Here is an 18,457-nt window from a genome sequence, read left to right on the forward strand (position 1 = left end):
GCCATGAAGCAAAGTATCTTGCAATTTATCAGTGGGGGTCAGATTTTTGATTACAAAACCAAAATGATGATCCAGGTAAGTAATCGAATTTTTGGCTGGGCTATTTTTGGTTTTATGGTGCTGTTCTCACTCATCATGATATTTTATGCATGGACAGAGCTTAAGCTATTCGGGCTTAACCAAATCAGTCATATTCTGGTCAAAGCGCATTATGAGGATCAAGTGTTATGGACAAACCTGAACGGAAGCAAGGTAACCGCAGCGTTTTATCAAAACAGTCCAATAATTCAATCGGCAGTTCGCCTTGCCAAAGAAAGTCTTATTTCCAAGTCGAAAGTTTCTTTATTTTTTGGCGGAGCAGTGTATCTATTGATTACATTACTCTTTTCCCGGTTCTTTATTAAATTGGGGGAAAAGTACACCAAAGATCAATTTGTTTCAGGTACACGTCTTGCCGCTTCCCCAAAAGAAACCATCCAATCGGTCAGTGGGTCCAAACGGGGTGCATCAGAGATTAAGCTTTTAAATCGCATTCCCATGCCGATGTACTCTGAAAAACAAGGCATGTTATTTCACGGCACTACAGGGGCAGGGAAGACGCAAGCCATGATGATGCTTTTAGATCAGATTAGAGCATTGGGTGAACCGGCAATCATCTATGATAAAGAATGCACTATTAAGCCCTACTTTTTTGATGAGCGCATTGATATTGAGCTTAACCCTGTTTCAACCTTATGTGCGAATTGGAAAATGTGGAGAGAATGCGCCAATCCTTTGGAGTTTGGCTCATTCGCCTCCTATTTAATCCCTAAGTCAGTACAAGGCAGTGATCCCTTTTGGGTGGATTCGGCACGAACCATTTTTACTTCAATGGCATGGAAAATCAGGGATTATGCACAGAAAGATCCAGTGTTTCTGCTGCAATTACTGCTCACTACCTCTTTGGAGGAAATAAGGGGAATTCTCAAAGGCACTGAATCGGAAAACTTAGTCAGTAAAGAAATTGAAAAAACCGCTATTTCCATTAAATCAGTATTGGCAACCTACACCAAGGCACTGCGCTTTCTCGAAGGGCTTGATAAGTCCGGTAAGGAAGATTTTTCGATTAAAGAGTGGATCCAAAATACAACCGATCCCAAAAAATACAATAAAGGATGGCTATTTATTACCTCGCGTTCGAAATACCACAAAGAGATAAAGCCATTGATTTCCCTTTGGCTAGGACTTGCCATGCAGGGAGTTCAATCCCTAATGGCCAATAATAAAGGGCGCATTTGGCTTGTCATGGACGAGCTAGCGAGTCTTCATCGATTAGAAACCATTTCTGACACATTGGCTGATATTCGCAAGTTTGGTGGATGTGTTGCCATTGGCATTCAATCCATCGCGCAATTGGATTTTATCTATGGTACCCATGAGGCTGGTGCCATTGCCGATTTACTCAATACCTCGATTTATTTTAGAAGTCCAAAGTCGAAAGTAGCGGAATGGGTGTCCAAAGATTTAGGGTCACAGGTTATCAATGAGATGAAAGAAAGTCAGTCGTATGGGCCAGATTCAGTACGTGATGGGAATACAGTCGGTTCGCAACGTGCCAAACGAAATACGGTTGAAGAAGGCGATATTATGACGCTTGATGACATGGAGTGTTATATTCGCTTGGTAGGAAACCATCCCATCACGCGATTAAAAAATAAATACATAGACCGTCAAGTAATTTGCGTACCGCTTATTGAACGCGCAATTAACTTTGATGCCTTGGAAAAAGTAAATCATAGTGCCTTAATGATTCAAAATGATCCAAGTGCGGATGAAGCAGTTAAAAAAATTCATCAATTTGAACAACTGGCTCATGATGTTTCAGATAAAGATCTGATACTTCCTGAATCCCCCTTTGCGGAACCTAAAGCAATTTCCTCTTCAAGTCACCAGGATCCCAATGCCATTGAGTTACGGGAATCGTCCATTGTGATTAAAGATATTTTTTAAGCAAGAGGGGAGAAAAATAATGCTTACTTTAAAAAAAATTGGCGGTGCCAATGATGCACTTCATTATTATACCAATCAGGACAATTACTATTTAAGTGATAGAGATGCTTTAAACAGTATGTCCAGATGGCTCGGCAATGGTGCTAAACAGCTTAACTTATCCGGTGTTATCGAACCTGAACAATTTTTAAAATTGTTAAGTGGCGAATTACCCAGCGGCCAACTATTGGGGATCATAGAGAATGGAGAACGAAAACACCGTCCTGGGACTGATGTTACTTTATCAGCACCGAAATCAGTTTCTATTTTAGCACTGGTGGGAAAAGATGAACGATTATTGAAGGCGCATGAAGAGGCAGTGGGTATTGCGTTTGAACGTATTGAACAGTTAGCGGCAGAGGCGCGTATTACCTTTAACAAGGAAACAACCTTTGAAAAGACTAGAAACTTAGTCGCTGCATCGTTTATTCATACCACCTCAAGAGAATTAGATCCTGATTTGCATACGCACTTAGCTATCCTGAATATGACGGAGCGTTCGGATGGTCTATGGCGTGCCCTATCCTCAAGAGCGAAACAAGATAAAGACAACCTTGACCATGGGTTTCGTGAATTAATCTATAGTAATCAACACTATTTAGGCCTAGTGTATATGTCTTCTTTAGCCAAAAAAGTAAGAGAGCTTGGCTACTCAATTCATATCAAAGATCGGTATGGCAATTTTGAAATCGAAGGGATTAGTGAGGAAGCCATAAAGGTGACCTCCAAAAGACGCGAGCAGATCGTACAAGATATGAAAGAGCGGGGTACAACGAGTGCGAAGGCTGCAGAGAAGTCTAATTTATCCACGCGGAAAAAAAAGGTAGAAGTTGATAGTGAATCCTTACATCAGCTCTGGAAGGAAGAAATTGCAGGACTTGGTTTGAATTTGGAAGAGATTGTCCAGCAATCAAAATACAATAAAGGGAAGGGAGAGGTAAGGAAAACGCATACTCAACCCTTAAGCTCCAATCCTCAAAAAGCAGTGTCAGATGCGCTATTACATCTATCAGAATATTCCACCCAGATTCAGCATGGCACACTGGTTCGCCAGGCCATGAGCTTCTCGGCCGGATTAATAAGCCATGAAGAAATTGAACAGGAGATTGAATCGCTTCTTGCTAAAGAAGCGCTGAAGGGAAAACCATTAGAATATTATACAACGAAGGGATTACTTCGCCTGGAGAAGGAATTTATAAGCAGTGGAACCCAGGATTTAAAAACTGGATCCTCCCTTCATATCGCCGGGTACGGGCTCGCGTCTGACATTTTCAAAAGCCCTGATCGAATACAAATTATTGACGTCAATGGTTTCCATTCCGAAAAGGAATTGATACAGGATATGGTGAATCTAGCGTCAGAGCAGCAACTAAATCCTTATGTGCTTCATCCCGGCCGATTAAAAACGCTGCAACTACGCGAAGAAATTAAACACTCTCAGAATGGATTGATTTCCAGAATCAAAAATTTTTTCAAAGACGATATCGTCCATACGGTATCTGGCTTTCAATACCACTATGGAAAACGAATTAAATCCACTCCTTGGACTAAAAACAAACAAGATATGGTCATTGTTCATGATGCGCAAAAACTCTCATTGAAGGATTTATCCGCATTAAGTGAGTTAACGAAAGAAAATAAGAGCAAACTCATTTTACTTAATAACTCCGCTTCCACACTCGGATTTAGTGCAGGTAATCCTATTAAGCTATTGAAAGACAATGGCGTGCATTCTCATCAGTCATTCAGTAATCCTATTAAAGGCGAGCTCAAGCTGGCTGTTGAAAAACAACATTTCGAATCAATGATGTCGGCCTGGCTAAGGTTAACACCTGAGGAACAACAGAAACATACATTGGTTGCAATCAATAATAAGCAAAAGGAGGCCATTAATAGTCATATCAGAGAAGGCTTAATGAATAAGGGGCAATTATCCAGGCAAACGACCACCGTTTCTGTATTAAGCACTGTCAGCTTGACGCCACCACAAAGAGAGCGGGCTGATTGCTACCAGATAGGCGATAGGATTTCTTTTTATAAAGAGGGCAGGGCTGCAACACATTATATTGTTCGCGGGAAAAATAAAAACAGCTTGGTACTGGAAAACCTCTTAGGCAAACAAAGTGAATTTTCTCTTAATTCAAAGGAAGAGTATCGTATTTCTCGTGAAAAACGTTTGGATATTACAGTCGGTGAGCGCTTAATCAATGATCGCACGTTGTACGTGCAAAGACGAAAGGTTGAGCCAAAAAGTGCATTTACCGTTTCAAAGATTACCGAATCAGGTCTGTATGTTCAACAGGGTTCAGAATCCCTTTTTTTAAATCACCAAATGTTGTCGGATAATTATTTCTCTTACGATTACTGTAAAAACCCCCAAGAAATAGCGCCCAATACCCTGCAAGCATTTGTTTGCGCCGAGCCTTATCAACTGAACCGTAATTTAATGGGTGAGATAGGGGAAAATGCTAAAAACGTAACACTCTTTACTCGAGATGAGGTAAAGGCTCAGAAATTTTTACAGAAAGCACAACAGAAATGGACTGCTTTTGAAGTACAACAGAAAAAACCAGATTTAATTTACCGGGAAATTGCGTATGCCAATCCGGTCATTGAAAAAGAGCTTAAAGCATTAATAAATAACCTCGAACTCAAATCGCAGGACAAGGCGCACATTGCCCAAGCAGCCATCCATTATGCCATCGCTAAATGTGCGGAGCGAAATGCGGCCTTTAAGCACAGTGACCTAATGACCCATGCCCTAAAATACGCTTTAGGCGAAGCTGATTTTGAAGACATTGCGCCTATTTTAAAGCAACGAATGTCTAACGATTTGGTTTACTTAGAGACCTATTGGACAACCAAAGACGCCTTAGAGCTTGAAGACGCCATACTACATGCCAACTTTTCAGAGCAAAATCAAGTCACACCCATTGCGCCACATAAATCCCGACTGTTATCGCTGCCAGACTCTCTAACCCAAGGGCAAAAAGATGCCATTACATTGATTACCACGACTGCTGATCGATTTGTCTCGATTCAGGGATTGGCTGGTGTAGGGAAAACCACCATGATGCGCCATGTCAGGGAAATTGCAACGGAGAATGAATTTAAGGTTCTGGGATTAGCGCCTACCCATAAGGCTGTTGAGGAATTAAATGCAAATGGCATTCCCTCACAAACCATTGATAGTTTTTTACAAAATGAGACGCCCATTGATTCCCGATACGTATTAATCGTGGATGAAAGCTCCATGATAGATAATGAAAAATATCATGCGTTACAAAAGAAATGCATTGAGACCAATTCTCGGATGGCGTTTACAGGGGATATCACGCAGCTGCAATCACTCGCATCTGGGATCCCTCATGAATTAACCATTAAAAGCCAATCGCAAAAAACGGCTTATATGGAGGAGATTGTTCGGCAGAATCCCAATCCTGAATTAAAGAAAGCAGCAGAACTTTCCTCCAAACGAGAGGTCGGTCAAGCCTTGGACGTGATAAAAAATATCAATCCCGAAGCCTTTGTTGAGCGGCAAAGTCATTCAAATCAACCTACCTCATCAATTATAGAAATTGACTGCAATCACGATGGGAAAAAAAATTACAAGCCAATTTATAAGGCCATATCAGAGGACTTCCTAAGTAGAACGGGGGAATGCCAGAAAAATACCCTGATAGTGGTTCATGCGCATGAAGATAGAACGCCGATTGAAATGCTAATCCGTGATGGATTAAAAAAACAAGATCAGATAGTAGGTAACGACACGCAATGCGGACGATTATTTTCAAAGACCATTGACCAGGCCGATCAGGTGTTTGCCAAGTCTTTTGAACCTGGAGATGTCATTCGATTTGGAAAAAGCTACTCCGTGGCTAAGAAAGATGGGTATTTTACGGTACAAAAGGTAGATACTGAGAGAAATAAACTGATTTGTACAGATGAGGCAAATACCAGCTATTCCATAAATGCCTCAATTCTTCCTAAAACGATGCCCTCCTTTTATAAATACGACCAATATCCGCTTGCATCCGGAGACAGGATCCGCTTAAAGCGCAATGACACAGACAAAGGAATCATTGCCAATGAAGAATATGCCGTCACCCGTTTGCATGGACAAACTGCAATCCTTCACCATGGGGAAAAAGAAATAGTACTTGATTTAACCCAGAAGTCAGATCAGCACTGGGACTATGCCTATACTAACACCGCTTACTCCAGCCAGGGCGCTACGAGAAAGTTAGTGATTGCCTTGGAATTAGAAGATAGAATTGTGGTGACCACCCATCGTTCACATGAAATTGATTTAACACGCGCGAGTCATCAAACCACCATCTATACCGATCACTTAAACGGACTTATTGAGCGTCTTGAAGATCCACTAAAACAGAGGGATGCAGATAAAACATCCGCTGTACTAACAGCAGAACACTATCGCCTGAAATATTCAAAGCAACAATTGATACTCTCTAATGTCATCAATAAAAAGAATGAAGTCGCTCTAAAAAAGGATGTCGTCCTATTAAATACTGATGCGAGGCTTAAAAATGACGGCAAACTTAATCCTGTTATTCGTGCTGAAGAAGTTTACGAGGCATTAATAGAAGTGGCTGAGCCTCTAGTAAAAAGTTTGTTAGGTGAACCCAATCACCAATTATCGACTAAAAATTGTTATCGCTATGGGACGAAGGGAAGTCTGAAAATAGATACTAACACCGGTTTATGGCATAACTTTGAAACGGAGGAGTCAGGAAACCTCTTTCACCTCATCGAGCAGGAGCAAGGCTTATCTGGCTTTAAAGACGCATTGGACTATGCCGCGCGGTTTATAAATTATATGCCCGACTATGAGCGAAAAGCGCCAAAAGCAAAGGTTGAATCAAAGGATAAGCTAAAAAACGAAGGAAAGCGCAATCTTGCTCAATCTTTGTTTCAGAAATCACTTCCAATCAAAGGAAGCTTGGCCGAAAAATATCTACTGGTTCATCGGGGTTTAGATCAGTATAACCAGGCAGACCTTCGTTATTGCCCCTCAGTGTATACCCGTACGCAGAATGGCGATAAATACGTCCCAGCACTCTTAGCATTTAGTAAGGACGAGCAGGGGGGCATTCATCATGTTCAAGTCACAAAGCTAGACAAAAGCACCGGGGGAAAAGATAAATCTTGCGAGCCTGTAAAACAAACATTTGGTTCAATCACGAATCATGTGGTTAATTTAAATAATAATGGAAAAGGCGATACGGCTTATTTAACTGAAGGGGTAGAAACTGGGTTAAGCATTCTCCATGTGAATGAGAAAGCGCCGGTATATGCGGTGTTGGGTAAAGCCAATTTTGCCAATATTGATACTAAGAATTTGCCCGATAAGGTTATTCTTTGTGTTGATAATGATGGACAGGCTACCTATAAATATGCAAAAAATGAAAAGACCAACCCGATCATTAGAGCGGCAGAGCGATTGAATGACGCTGGATTTAAAGTATCCATTATCATACCCAAAAAAGAGAATACCGATTTAAATGATATTCTTGTTATAGAGGGTAGAGATGCGCTAAGAAAACAGCTTTCACAAGGAATAAGCTTGGATGAATTTAAACAGCAGTGTGAAGTAGAAAATATAGGAATTGATAAAAAAACAAGCCTGGTAACGGATAGATTTCAAGCGCTTATAAACCAGGATCAGCGTCTAAATCAAAAGGGTACGGGTGAGTTTTTAGAGTTAAATAAGCAATTAATAAACCGGATTAAAGAGCGCTCTTATAGCAAAGAGTTTATAGAAAATAATCGAGCCAATGAATTACACAATTCACCATTGAACCGTGAAATGGAAAGGGAGCTTTAAGAGACTCCCTTCCTAAAGTTTGAAACCATGCGCTCAATAAGGGCTAACGCTGTATCGGCGTCAAAGGCGCCTATCTTTGATTTATTTTTGTCATACACAATATGCAGTAACTCGGTCAGAATTTCATTAGAACGAATACTGTTTTCAAGCAAAAGCTTTGTAGTGGAGTCCTCTTTGGATTGTTCAAGGGACTGAAGGTAGATGCGTGCGCCAAAGGATACCATTTCGGCGGCAGCCGTTGAAAAGGCGTTGCCCTTAATCTTAGATATTTTATTCAATGAATCAATGGTGTCTTCACCCAAATCAATTGTTATTTCCATAAGGACTCTCCCTGTTCGAGCGGAACTGTTTTCAAACCAATGCCATTCATTTTGAATCTAACTTCCTTATAGGAAATATTTTGGAACCCAGAAAAATTACCGTTTAAATAATCGACCGTATTCTGTTTAATCTGATTTAAAGAATCATCGTTAAATTTTGATGAAAGCAATAAGCTCTGAAAATGATTATGGTACATCAAGTGGGGAATAGAGGCATGAATTTGTTCGAGCATCCTTCTCATTTCCTGGAGTGGATTTTCTGTCCGCTTCATGGGGAAGATGTCATTATGCAAACAAAAATCCAATAGTATTTTGATGGCCTTTGAATAAGAGAGCGCATCAGAACCACGTTTCTGAAGGTCAAAATTTTTAGCAATGTTTTGTAGATAGTCTTTCTCATGCTCGGAGATGCGCAGTGAGATTACATCTTTCCCTTTCATAAAATTCCAATATTGAACATCTGTGCGTAAACAATTGTAAACCTGTCGTTTACAATTGTAAACTAGAAGATGAACCCTTGATTTGCCAAGGATTATTGTTTACTATTGTAAACAGTAGAGCAGTGATTGTTTCATGTAAAAGCAAGGCTATTGGATTTATATAACCTTTTACTCTAATACAATCAAATGGTTACGCAGAGATGAAAAAAGCAATTATCATTGCGTGGTGTGTGTAGATTCGGGAAATACAACTCGGCACAATGCTTATGGAAGGCTACTACAAGTATAGCTACACCGGATGAAACAAAATAAAAAATAGCGCATTCCTTTGCGCGTCTGTGAAGGGATATTTTTAGTTAAATTCAGTCGATTCGATAATAAACTATTTTTTCAAAAGGATCTTGAAGTGATTAACGCTATCAAAAAAATAATACAGTTAATGGTTCGCATTAAAGATTTTGTATTAGAGCCACCGAGAGGCTACCTTGAATACCAAAAAGCCATTGCATCGAAAGATAAGCACTTTAACTATATTGAGAATGAATATTTTAAACGTCATGTTCTGCCTTTTATGAGCAAACACCACGGAATAAGTCAGGAAGTTCATACGACTATTTCTACTCATCAATTGATCAATTCCAGCTTACTCGAAACCTTTAGAGTAAACCCTGTTAGCGGATTGCCTATGCTCGGGGCATATGATGCAGGGGGAAGCCCTTTCGGATTTAATAATAGTCACTCTTTTCATCAGCACTTGAGCTATTATTCTGGACTCACTAATACCCATGTAAGTAATCCATAATTCGTTTGATTATTGGAAGTAGTTATCCAATCAATTTTGATAATTATTGAAGAAAAAAAGAAAATAAAAGGTGGAAGTGAACTGAGGAAAGCCCACTCTAAGTAAGCTTTTCATTGCAGCAATATTAGTGTGGTTACATTAGCTTAACTCCCAATCCCCAAAATACCCATCATTCGTTTTAATTAAATCTTCAAAAACATGCATTTCTAAACCATCTCCCAATGCATCCCAACCCGTCAAATCCTTGGCTATCTGTAAGGCATTTTCATTAACAAAAAAAACTCTTGGCACTCCATAAGTCCATATTATCCCCTCAACGCCATCAAGTGTTACACTCTCAAACCCCCAATCATCCATTTCTTGTTCTGGATTATTGCGACCATGATATAATCTTATTTTCATAAAATGTCCTTAATTTGATGCTTGTTTTCGATCTTATGAGGTGAACAAAGGAGAACCTTTGCTCACCAATGAGAAACTATCTTTTTATTTCCATCATTTTTTCAGTAAGAGTCCACAAGGCACGATTTAATCTGACATTTTGATCAATGGCTTTTACTTCTCTGGTTTTTGTACGAGTGGTGTAACCGTATTTATTGAAACGATGGCCACGGATCCCGCCTTTAATTAAATTTTCTTGAAGGATATTGAACACGGTAAATAGATCATTATCTGTTTGATCCCTATAACGCCTTGGTTGCAATAAGCTCTGAGGATTAACGCTCATGCCTCTCTCTTTATCCGAGAATTTTAGTGAATGGGCTGCTTCGGCAAAAATCATTTTTTCCTCATCGTTCAGAAGAATTGAAGCCATATCATCCGATGCATCAAGCATGTTATTCGCCGTTTCTATCACCTTATAGGTGCCTTCAATGACATTTTCAATCACATTGCCCTGATGTTTAATTCTGATTTCGTCATACGATTGCCCTGCAATCAGTCCATTACCACAGACAACCCTGAAAAGACCAGCGATTAAGCGATAGGATGACAAACCGTCATGAGAATTAATGAGAACCAGTTCTGGGTAAAGTCCCTGATTATTTTGCATGACATCATGGCGTTGAAAACGAAGCATGTGCTTTGCAAATACTTTTGATTCTTGGTTCTGGCTTTTGGTCTGAGTTGCCCAAGTGGGGAAAAACCCTTCTGACATGAGTTTGTCAATGACTTGCTCGGTTGAGATGGGCGAATACTTAGTACTCGTTTGATGAGATTTTGCTTGTGTGAAGATGGATGGCGCTAAGTTGAATAATTTTTCTTTTGATAATACGGGTAACATGTTGTTCTCCTATGTTTTTACTATTGGTTATTAAGATCAGCTCTGCTGGGGTAAGGAATATCTGGCTTCGTGAGAATATGAATACCTCCGCCCTTAGAGTCCTTAAAGCAAAATCCTCACGTGAAGTGGCTTAGTGAGGATTGTTTGGATCTTCTTGGGCTGATATAGTAGCGCGACATAATCGCTTGGTAATTAATCCGTCATTTTCCCTCGGTAATCACACTAATTCAGCTTAATTAATACCTATCTGAGTTAATCCAAATGTAATCCCTGAATAGTTTTTAGGGGTAAAAACAACTTAAAGTCGTTTTCAGGTAATGCTAAGAATCCATAATGCTTATAAAAATTTATGGCTTTATCATCTTTGGCATGAACCACTATGGCAACAACTCCTATTTGCTCTCCTACTGCTAAAGTTCGTTTCAAAGCATCGATTAATAGAAGCCCCCCTAATCCTCTTCCCTTATATTTTTCATCTACAGCCAATCTACCTATTAATACTCCAGGCAATACCGGATATTTTGCCAGCTTTTTAATCAAAGAGCTTGGCAAATCTCCAGGAAATATTCCTATCGTTGAAATTGAGTAATAACCTAGGACAACGTCACTTCCTTGCTCCGATAAGACATAAGTTACAGACATGTTTTTTTTAATGTCCTGACTTGCTTGAGTCTGCAAATAACGGTCAAGTTCATCTGTTCCGCAAGAAAAATTTACTCGATTATGTTTATGTAATTGCTCAATTATATATTCTTGCTCTTCAATCATTTAGACTGAACACTTTTTTATAACGATTAGCTGCTTTAACCAAATTCTCATTTGGTTTGGGTGGATTTAATAATGCCTGTATAAAAATATCTCTATCCGCTTTCGTCAGATGAAGCTGTTCATATTCTTTAATTACGCGTTGTGCTGCTTCATACGCTGAATTAACAACAAAGTCTGTAAGACTAACACCTTTAAGTGAGGCAGCATCTTTTAAAACTGATTTTTTTGTCGAACTTATCCTAGCCTCTAAGCGCTCAACTTCATTTGAATGTTTGGAAATGTGTGCCATAGTGGATACTCCTTATTTATTAATTTAATTATACGGCAAATTGACGTATTTGTAAATTTTGCAATAATTGTAAGATTGGAGACAATTCAAATTTCCATAAGTTATCTTGTCTATATCAGAGGAATTTAGAATAATGTATTGCATCAATGTATTGTCTTAAAGTGCCAGCTAATCGATTAGGTTTATCTGCATATCAGGAGTCTAAAAATTTCGAGTCTTTGGTCTCGAAAAATAATCATAGCGAAATGGCAATTTTCTTAGTAGCACCACATGTGCATATTCTGCCTTGGCCCTTATTGACACCAGTGGTTAATTAGCATTTTTTTACCATTTCGTGAATAATGAATACATTTTTTTGTTTAGAAAAAATTACTCGTAACGAATCAATTTTAAAACAATAAGTATTGTCCTTGATTTTCCTAACATCTGGTCCTAATTGATTAAAATTATCAGAGATAAGTTTCTGTAAAGAGAAAAGTACTTTATTTTTAAATGGATCAGCAAGTGAAGACAGCTCATCCTCAAATCTTGTGGAAAAGATCAATTCATTTTTTTCGCCGGCTAATTGTTTTACAATTTTTTCTATATTTTGTAATTCAGCTTTTTCGGCCTTGGCTGTTTCTTTTTCTAATTTTATACCCGCTTTAAAAGAAATTGTTCCTATAATCAAGGCTAAAAGGCAATCAATTAAAAAGCTGGAAGCCACGGAAGGATCGACCTTGAAAATTAGATTCCAATCAAAGACACCTCTGGCGCAAAATAGCCATACCCATAGACATAAAATAGTTATAAACAAAGCAGCGCCAATTATTTTCCATTTAAATTTCATATGTTTACTTTTGAAGTATGCAATTTAATATTAGCAGTTGATAAAAGAGTTTCAATAGTAGTAAGTGGATACTTTCCTGCGAAAATTGTTTTTTTTAGAAGGATTTTAAGCTGAATAGAACGCAGAAAGTTATAATTGTCCTTTTAGAGTGAGAACAACGTTCTTGATGCTATCAATAACAATTTTCGGTTGATCCAAATGAATATTATGTCCGCTCTGTTTAACTATCTTTAGTGTACTGTTAGTAGATAATGACAACATATTAGTTTTTTCAACTTCCGCCAGCGCTATAGGTTTAGTAAAATCAAGTTTAAATATTGCGGAAAAGGCATCACGCTGATCGTCATTAATAACGGCACTTACAAAATTTTTTAACACTCGATAATGGCTAACTAAATCAATCATCTCATTTTGCTCGGTAATTATAACTACAAGAGGCTTACTTCCTAAAAAATGAGGGTGTTTTCTATTCATTTTATCTAATCGAGCCATATCATTAAATTCCAGCTGGCGCAAGCAATTAATTGATCGTATTAAATTATTGGGAACTGATTGTGCCTTAATTTTAGTAATTAACTCCTGGTTTGGCTTGACAGTTTTTAGCTCTTCCTCGCTAACTTCTGGATGACGTTTAAAGTAGGCATCCTTTTTTTGGTTAACAACAATCAGCGCATTAACAAGCTCATCGGAAAATCCGTAGTCTTTCATAGTCATAGTACCTGATGTGGCTTCAATCAAAACCATTCCAGCAACCTCTTGTGGGTAAAGTTCTAAGAAATTACGTACATATAATCCTCCATAAGAATGTCCCACTAAAACATAGGGTGGGGGACTATTTGTTCTAATTAACGGGTTGCTTAGTAATGTATGTAAATCCTGTGTTGTTTGAACGGCATCAAGTTGTGTTTTATTATTAGGAATACTGCTTTTTCCCAATCCAGCTCTACTATAAGTGCATACTCGTGCAAATTTAGCAATTTCAGGCTGTACTATCGACCAGGTTGATAAATCTGTTCCACTTCCTGCTTCAAGAATAACAGTAGGTTTGCCTTGACCTTGACATACTATATGTAACTCATGATCACCTACATTAATCCTGGTATCTAACAAAGAAGCAGGATATTGAAAGGAATATGCCGTATAAGAAAACATTAGAAATTGAATAATACTGATGAGTTTAATCATAAAGTTGACTCTAAAGTACTTACCAATCCTACATTCCTACCAAATCACACAACGTTTCTGATTCACCATTGGACTTTGTCCGCTAATACCAAAAGCGGCTTGGAATTGAGGCATGTTCGCTAAAGTACCGTTGACGCGGTAAATCATTGGCGGATGCGGATCAGTCATAATCAGGGTACGCATCTGTGCCATACGGATATTGGAAGCCCAGACATGAGCGGTGCCCAGGAAAAACTGCTGATCGGGGGTAAACCCATCAATGGTTTTAGCTGATGCGTACTCTTTTGAATGTTTAAAGGCTTTATAGGCGAGAGTCAACCCTCCCAGATCCGCAGTGGCTTCACCCATTACCAGTTTACCCTGGACTGACAGATCATCGACTTTATATTGTGAAAACTGGTCCATTATGCATTGGGTCGCTGCATTAAATTTTTTCAAATCCTCAGCACTCCACCAGTTTTTCAGATTCCCATAACCGTCAAACTGTGCCCCCTGATCGTCAAAACCGTGAGTAATTTCATGTCCGATGACAAAACCAATCGCTCCATAATTGACCGCGGTTGGCGCATTGGGGTCGAAAAAGGGCGGCTGTAAAATGCCTGCGGGCAGATTAATGTTATTCATAGAAGGATCATAATAGGCATTTACCGTTTGCGGGGTCATGCTCCATTCGGTTTTATCAATGGGTTTTCCAATCTTGTTCAAATCCCTTTTGACCAGAAACTCGCTGGCTCTGACGACATTCAATACATAAGGGCCTCTGTCGATTTTGAGACTTGAATAATCCCACCACTTCTCAGGATAACCCACACGCTCTTTCATCAACTCAAGCTTCTTCAGGGCGGCTTTTCGCGTTGCAGGCGACATCCATTGCAGTGTTTTCAACTCATCCCGTAAAGCCTGCTTAATATTATTAAGGATCTCCATTACCTGAGCTTTCGACGCAGGCGGGAAATATTTTTCAACATACATTTTACCGATAGCAAAACCTAATGCCTGGCTTTCGGTATTCACTACCCGTTTCCAGCGAGGCAGGAGTTTTTCTGTACCGGTTAAAAGTGAGCTCATGCGAAAGTTTTGATCGACAAAAGGTTTTGACAGATAAGGTGCGTAGGCATCAAGAACATGCCATCGCAGATAGCTTTTCCAGGTGTTTAATGAAACGGTGGTGAGCAACTCATTCATTTTCTTAAAAAAGTTGGGCATCCCCAAATTAATATGCTCGATTTTCTCAAGACCGATCTGATTAAAATAAGCAGGCCATGAAAACTGAGGGGTTATTTTGTCCAGTTCATCTACAGCCATCATGTGATAAATAGCACGGGGATTTCGCTGCTCAATTTGAGTCATTGAAGCATTAGCTAAAGCGGTTTCAAGCTGCATAATCTCATTTGCTTCCTTCAGAGAATTTCCAGCGTCATCGCCAGCCAGTTCAAGCATTTTGGCGATATGCCGGACATAGGCAGAGCGGATATCCTGAAACTTTTTATCTGCTTTGGTATAGTAATCGCGATCTGGTAATCCCAGTCCTCCCTGCATCGCAGCTCCTATCATTTCATTACTATTCTTAAAATCCTGCATGCTGCCGAAATTGAATAAGGCACTTACCCCATTCAATTGAAGCTTACTAATAACCTGCTGCAAATCCTTACTATTTTTTATTGAATTAATTGAGTCAAACATATCCTGAAGGGGGGATATGCCCAGTTGATTGATCGCAGCCTCATCCATTCCACTAAAATAAAAATCACCAATCTTTTGCTCAATACTGCCTTCGGGAAGGTTTTTGTTATCCGATAGTGCGGTCAGCATTTGATGAATTCTATCCTGAACACTTTCCTGAAGAATATAAAAACTGCCCCAGACTGCATATTCTGGCGGGATGGGATTTTGTTTTTGCCAGGTGCCATTAGCGTAGGCAAAGAAATTATCGGCTGGGGATATCGACTTATCCAGCCATTTAAGATTTAAAGGGTCAGGCTGCTCTTGTGAAAGAGCTGTTGCATAAGTAGGGGGGAGAAGGGCAACACTTAATAAGATGCTAAATATCAAGCGCATATATAGATTCTTTTAATAAAATTGGTTTAAACAGAGTTACAAAATATTGATAGGGATGCAAGGGGATTGCTTGTCTAATTTTAGAATTTATTCTAAAATTATAAAAAGTAGTCTTGTATATGAGTAAAATGATGTGCAAGGCTGGAACAAGTGGAGAATTTCATGAAAGTCTCTGTTAATCCTGCTGTAATCATTTCTGATGGCGTAGCCTGGAAATCATTAAAGAATCTGATGGAGCGATTCCATTTTGATACTGATGAGGCCCGTATTTTAATGGGTGATATGGCCGCTTCAACTTATTATAAAGGGATAAACAAGTTGGAAGGACGTTTGTCCAAAGATGAGAAAGAGCGGATTTCATTACTCCTGGGGATTTATAAAGATTTGAGAATCTTGTTTATTGATAGCGAACAGGCGACGTCATGGATCGAACGGGCTAATAGTTTACCGCCATTTAATGGCAAGACACCAAGAGAATTTATGCTGGATGGCAGTTTGCTGCGTCTTGCAGACGTAAGGCGCTTTCTTGATTATTGGCGAGGATATTAATGGATTATGAGTATATTGATTATAAGGCTAAAACGCATCGACTAATTCCTTCAAGATATCCGCCCGTTAGTTTATTTGACTGGGCAGAAAGTGCAGAAGAACTGGAGGAGATTGCTCTTCTTGAGGGACTGACCAATGATCGTCTGGCGGAGGAATACGGACGGCTCTCCTTGCTGCCTAAAGATGAGTGGGTATATGGTCCTGGATCTACACCGTTAATGGCTGCTTTTACTCATTTCGGAGTTTCCCGGTTTAGCGATGGCTCTTCATACGGAGTTTATTATGCAGCTGACTCGGTCGAAACAGCTATTGCTGAAACAAGATTTCACCGGGAAATCTTTCTCAAAGCATCCAATGAAAAAGCCTGTATTATCCAAATGCGTGAATATCAGGCAAAAGTAACCAGGGCACTGGTCAGCATTTGCGACGATCGTTACGCACCGATTTGTAGCCCGGCGCTGGAGTCTTATTCTAAAAGCCAGGAGTTTGGGCGACGCATCAAACTGAAGAATGAGTGGGGCATTTTGTATCCAAGTGCCAGAAGAGCAGGGGGGAAGTGTGTGGCGATTTTTCGACCACCGGCTCTTGGCATTCCGGTACAGGCTGGCCATTATGATTATATCTGGAATGGCCACTGCATTTCCGAAATCAGGAAATCTGTCCTGTGTATGGAGTCTGCATAACATCAGTTCCCAGATTTAAAGCGCATTGATAATGCGCTTTAAATGGATAGATTATGCAAAAACAACCTCTTTATCTCCGCGACCCTCTATTTTCTGCACCAGTTCTTTAGAATATTCAATTCCTCTATTTTCGACCTTTCTATGAATCAGAGTTGCTAATAATATCACCAGGCTGAATGCAAAAACTGCTGAGCATAATATGCTTTGAGTAAACACCAGGCCGATTAAATATAAACTGTAACCAACAAATCCATGGGTCAGATAAAGAGGATAGGAAAAATTAGCGATGCCATTTAAAGTTTTACTAAAAGGTAAACGAGAATTGCTGGCATATAAAGTCAGGAAGAAGGGTATAACATAGAGATGGTTTATGAAGATTTTGCTGCCACTAGCGTCAAATTGAGTACCTGTATGGAGAGAGATATAGTTTAAAATTAATAATACAGCCGCAGTCAAAAGGCCGGTGATATAAGTCCATTGTTTGCTTAGGGTGTAATATATTGTTGTACCAATAAACATAAAACTTAAATAAGCTGAATTAATTGACACGAAACGCTGCACACGTAAGACCCAGCCGTGGGGCGGTGGAGTGGTGCAAGTCAGTTTGTAGATAACAACCAACAACGCCGTCAGGATAATAAAACTTAAAGGGTTTTTTTCTTTTTTATAATAAAAAAATAAGAAGAAGATTAAATAAAAATGCATTTCAATTTCTAGCGTCCAGGTGGAATACTCAATAAACTGGACATTGATCAAGTCTCTAATTAACAGCAAATTGCTGATTACCACTTTAAATTTTAAAAAATTAAAAGGTGCAGAGCCGAGGCAGCAGCCTGCTAATAACATTGCCACAGCAGCCAGAATCATACAGACAATAGCAGTAGGATAAATGCGAAATAATCTACGAATCAGATAGGAAAGGGGATTGGTTTTTTTCAGGGAAAGGGGAATGACGTAGCCGCTTAGGATAAAAAAAAGACCCAGACCAAAATGAACGCTGGAAAAAAAATTTAGTCCTAAGACAGTGGTGAATATTCCCAGATATTCAGTAATTGAAGCTGTGGGAAAATGCGGCTGGCTATTGGGAAACAGGAAACGAACCAATTCATTGGTATTTGTCAGAAGTCCGTACCAATGGGTATAAACCACTAATAAACAAGCGACCACCCGTGCCATCTGTAGAAACCAAATCTTGTTTTTATTAATTTCCATTCTGGTTTATACCAATAAAAACGTAACTCCCCCAGGTACGTCATCCTGAGAGTAGCGAAGGATCTCAACTGCTTAGAGCTGAGCCAGATTCAGGAGATCCTTCACTTCGTTCAGGATGACGTTGAGACGATTTGATTGAATTAAATCAAGGTTATCCACAACCT

Annotated in this window: 15 protein-coding genes; 5 read left to right on the top strand and 10 right to left on the bottom strand. The window is 39.4% G+C overall.

The genetic code is table 11. The features are described from left to right. The first annotated feature begins 3 nt into the window (after window positions 1–3). Together traD and traI are read left to right on the top strand one after the other, a co-directional pair. A complete protein-coding gene (gene traD, locus LXA66_RS01680) occupies window positions 4–1,989 on the top strand; it encodes a type IV conjugative transfer system coupling protein TraD (RefSeq protein WP_058508527.1) in 1,986 nt (661 codons plus the stop codon). 19 nt (window positions 1,990–2,008) lie between these two features. Next, window positions 2,009–7,876, top strand: coding sequence for a conjugative transfer relaxase/helicase TraI (traI, locus tag LXA66_RS01685; RefSeq protein WP_233011641.1), 5,868 nt, complete (start codon window positions 2,009–2,011; stop codon window positions 7,874–7,876). Here the strand turns inward: traI and LXA66_RS01690 are convergent. Further along, complete coding sequence (locus LXA66_RS01690) at window positions 7,873–8,196, bottom strand: hypothetical protein (protein WP_058508503.1); 324 nt, start codon at window positions 8,194–8,196, stop codon at window positions 7,873–7,875. The two genes, traI and LXA66_RS01690, sit on opposite strands and share 4 nt — an antisense overlap. Further along, window positions 8,187–8,636: a hypothetical protein gene (locus LXA66_RS01695; protein ID WP_058508504.1), complete on the bottom strand. Its 450-nt coding sequence runs from the start codon at window positions 8,634–8,636 to the stop codon at window positions 8,187–8,189. Before LXA66_RS01695 ends, LXA66_RS01690 begins: the two co-directional genes overlap by 10 nt. A 406-nt stretch (window positions 8,637–9,042) precedes the next feature. Between LXA66_RS01695 and LXA66_RS01700 the strand changes: the two genes are divergently transcribed. Continuing rightward, the gene (locus LXA66_RS01700) at window positions 9,043–9,438 is read left to right on the top strand and encodes a hypothetical protein (protein ID WP_233011642.1); all 396 of its coding nucleotides are present in this window, start codon (window positions 9,043–9,045) and stop codon (window positions 9,436–9,438) included. Window positions 9,439–9,576: 138 nt separating this feature from the next. Here the strand turns inward: LXA66_RS01700 and LXA66_RS01705 are convergent, their stop codons facing one another. From LXA66_RS01705 to LXA66_RS01735, 7 genes are all read right to left on the bottom strand, one after another. Continuing rightward, window positions 9,577–9,840 carry a hypothetical protein gene (locus tag LXA66_RS01705; protein WP_058508505.1) on the bottom strand — a complete coding sequence of 88 codons (264 nt, stop codon included), beginning with the start codon at window positions 9,838–9,840 and terminating at the stop codon, window positions 9,577–9,579. A 76-nt stretch (window positions 9,841–9,916) separates the two neighbouring features. Beyond that, window positions 9,917–10,720 (bottom strand): DUF932 domain-containing protein, encoded by an 804-nt coding sequence (locus LXA66_RS01710; RefSeq protein WP_058508506.1) that lies wholly within the window; start codon window positions 10,718–10,720, stop codon window positions 9,917–9,919. A gap of 252 nt (window positions 10,721–10,972) precedes the next feature. Then, window positions 10,973–11,488, bottom strand: coding sequence for a GNAT family N-acetyltransferase (locus LXA66_RS01715; protein WP_233011643.1), 516 nt, complete (start codon window positions 11,486–11,488; stop codon window positions 10,973–10,975). Further along, window positions 11,481–11,777: a DUF1778 domain-containing protein gene (locus LXA66_RS01720; RefSeq protein WP_233011644.1), complete on the bottom strand. Its 297-nt coding sequence runs from the start codon at window positions 11,775–11,777 to the stop codon at window positions 11,481–11,483. The genes LXA66_RS01715 and LXA66_RS01720 overlap by 8 nt, the downstream gene beginning before the upstream one ends. Window positions 11,778–12,090: 313 nt before the next feature. Beyond that, window positions 12,091–12,606 (bottom strand): hypothetical protein, encoded by a 516-nt coding sequence (locus LXA66_RS01725; RefSeq protein ID WP_233011645.1) that lies wholly within the window; start codon window positions 12,604–12,606, stop codon window positions 12,091–12,093. 129 nt (window positions 12,607–12,735) lie between these two features. Then, on the bottom strand, window positions 12,736–13,791 hold the full coding sequence (locus LXA66_RS01730; protein ID WP_233011646.1) for an alpha/beta hydrolase: 1,056 nt from the start codon (window positions 13,789–13,791) through the stop codon (window positions 12,736–12,738). Between the two features lie 36 nt (window positions 13,792–13,827). Then, window positions 13,828–15,849, bottom strand: a complete 2,022-nt coding sequence (locus tag LXA66_RS01735) for a M13 family metallopeptidase (RefSeq protein WP_233011647.1) — start codon at window positions 15,847–15,849, stop codon at window positions 13,828–13,830. Window positions 15,850–16,011: 162 nt separating this feature from the next. Here LXA66_RS01735 and LXA66_RS01740 point away from each other — a divergent pair, with 162 nt between their 5' ends. Next, window positions 16,012–16,398: an antitoxin Xre-like helix-turn-helix domain-containing protein gene (locus LXA66_RS01740; RefSeq protein ID WP_233011648.1), complete on the top strand. Its 387-nt coding sequence runs from the start codon at window positions 16,012–16,014 to the stop codon at window positions 16,396–16,398. Continuing rightward, window positions 16,398–17,081, top strand: a complete 684-nt coding sequence (locus tag LXA66_RS01745) for an RES family NAD+ phosphorylase (protein ID WP_233011649.1) — start codon at window positions 16,398–16,400, stop codon at window positions 17,079–17,081. Before LXA66_RS01740 ends, LXA66_RS01745 begins: the two co-directional genes overlap by 1 nt. Before the next feature lie 51 nt (window positions 17,082–17,132). On the opposite strand, the gene LXA66_RS01750 is transcribed toward LXA66_RS01745, so the two are convergent. Further along, complete coding sequence (locus LXA66_RS01750; protein ID WP_233011650.1) at window positions 17,133–18,293, bottom strand: acyltransferase; 1,161 nt, start codon at window positions 18,291–18,293, stop codon at window positions 17,133–17,135. Between the last annotated feature and the right edge of the window lie 164 nt (window positions 18,294–18,457).

Source organism: Legionella sp. 16cNR16C, assembly GCF_021297775.1.
Classification (GTDB): Bacteria; Pseudomonadota; Gammaproteobacteria; order Legionellales; family Legionellaceae; genus Legionella_C; species Legionella_C quinlivanii_A.

Coding starts and splice junctions, on each gene's coding strand:
- LXA66_RS01735 (WP_233011647.1), bottom strand. CDS start 15,849: ATGCGCTTGATATTTAGCATCTTATTAAGTGTTGCCCTTCTCCCCCCT.
- LXA66_RS01740 (WP_233011648.1), top strand. CDS start 16,012: ATGAAAGTCTCTGTTAATCCTGCTGTAATCATTTCTGATGGCGTAGCC.
- LXA66_RS01750 (WP_233011650.1), bottom strand. CDS start 18,293: ATGGAAATTAATAAAAACAAGATTTGGTTTCTACAGATGGCACGGGTG.
- LXA66_RS01745 (WP_233011649.1), top strand. CDS start 16,398: ATGGATTATGAGTATATTGATTATAAGGCTAAAACGCATCGACTAATT.
- traI (WP_233011641.1), top strand. CDS start 2,009: ATGCTTACTTTAAAAAAAATTGGCGGTGCCAATGATGCACTTCATTAT.
- traD (WP_058508527.1), top strand. CDS start 4: ATGAAGCAAAGTATCTTGCAATTTATCAGTGGGGGTCAGATTTTTGAT.
- LXA66_RS01715 (WP_233011643.1), bottom strand. CDS start 11,488: ATGATTGAAGAGCAAGAATATATAATTGAGCAATTACATAAACATAAT.
- LXA66_RS01695 (WP_058508504.1), bottom strand. CDS start 8,636: ATGAAAGGGAAAGATGTAATCTCACTGCGCATCTCCGAGCATGAGAAA.
- LXA66_RS01720 (WP_233011644.1), bottom strand. CDS start 11,777: ATGGCACACATTTCCAAACATTCAAATGAAGTTGAGCGCTTAGAGGCT.
- LXA66_RS01705 (WP_058508505.1), bottom strand. CDS start 9,840: ATGAAAATAAGATTATATCATGGTCGCAATAATCCAGAACAAGAAATG.
- LXA66_RS01710 (WP_058508506.1), bottom strand. CDS start 10,720: ATGTTACCCGTATTATCAAAAGAAAAATTATTCAACTTAGCGCCATCC.
- LXA66_RS01690 (WP_058508503.1), bottom strand. CDS start 8,196: ATGGAAATAACAATTGATTTGGGTGAAGACACCATTGATTCATTGAAT.
- LXA66_RS01725 (WP_233011645.1), bottom strand. CDS start 12,606: ATGAAATTTAAATGGAAAATAATTGGCGCTGCTTTGTTTATAACTATT.
- LXA66_RS01730 (WP_233011646.1), bottom strand. CDS start 13,791: ATGATTAAACTCATCAGTATTATTCAATTTCTAATGTTTTCTTATACG.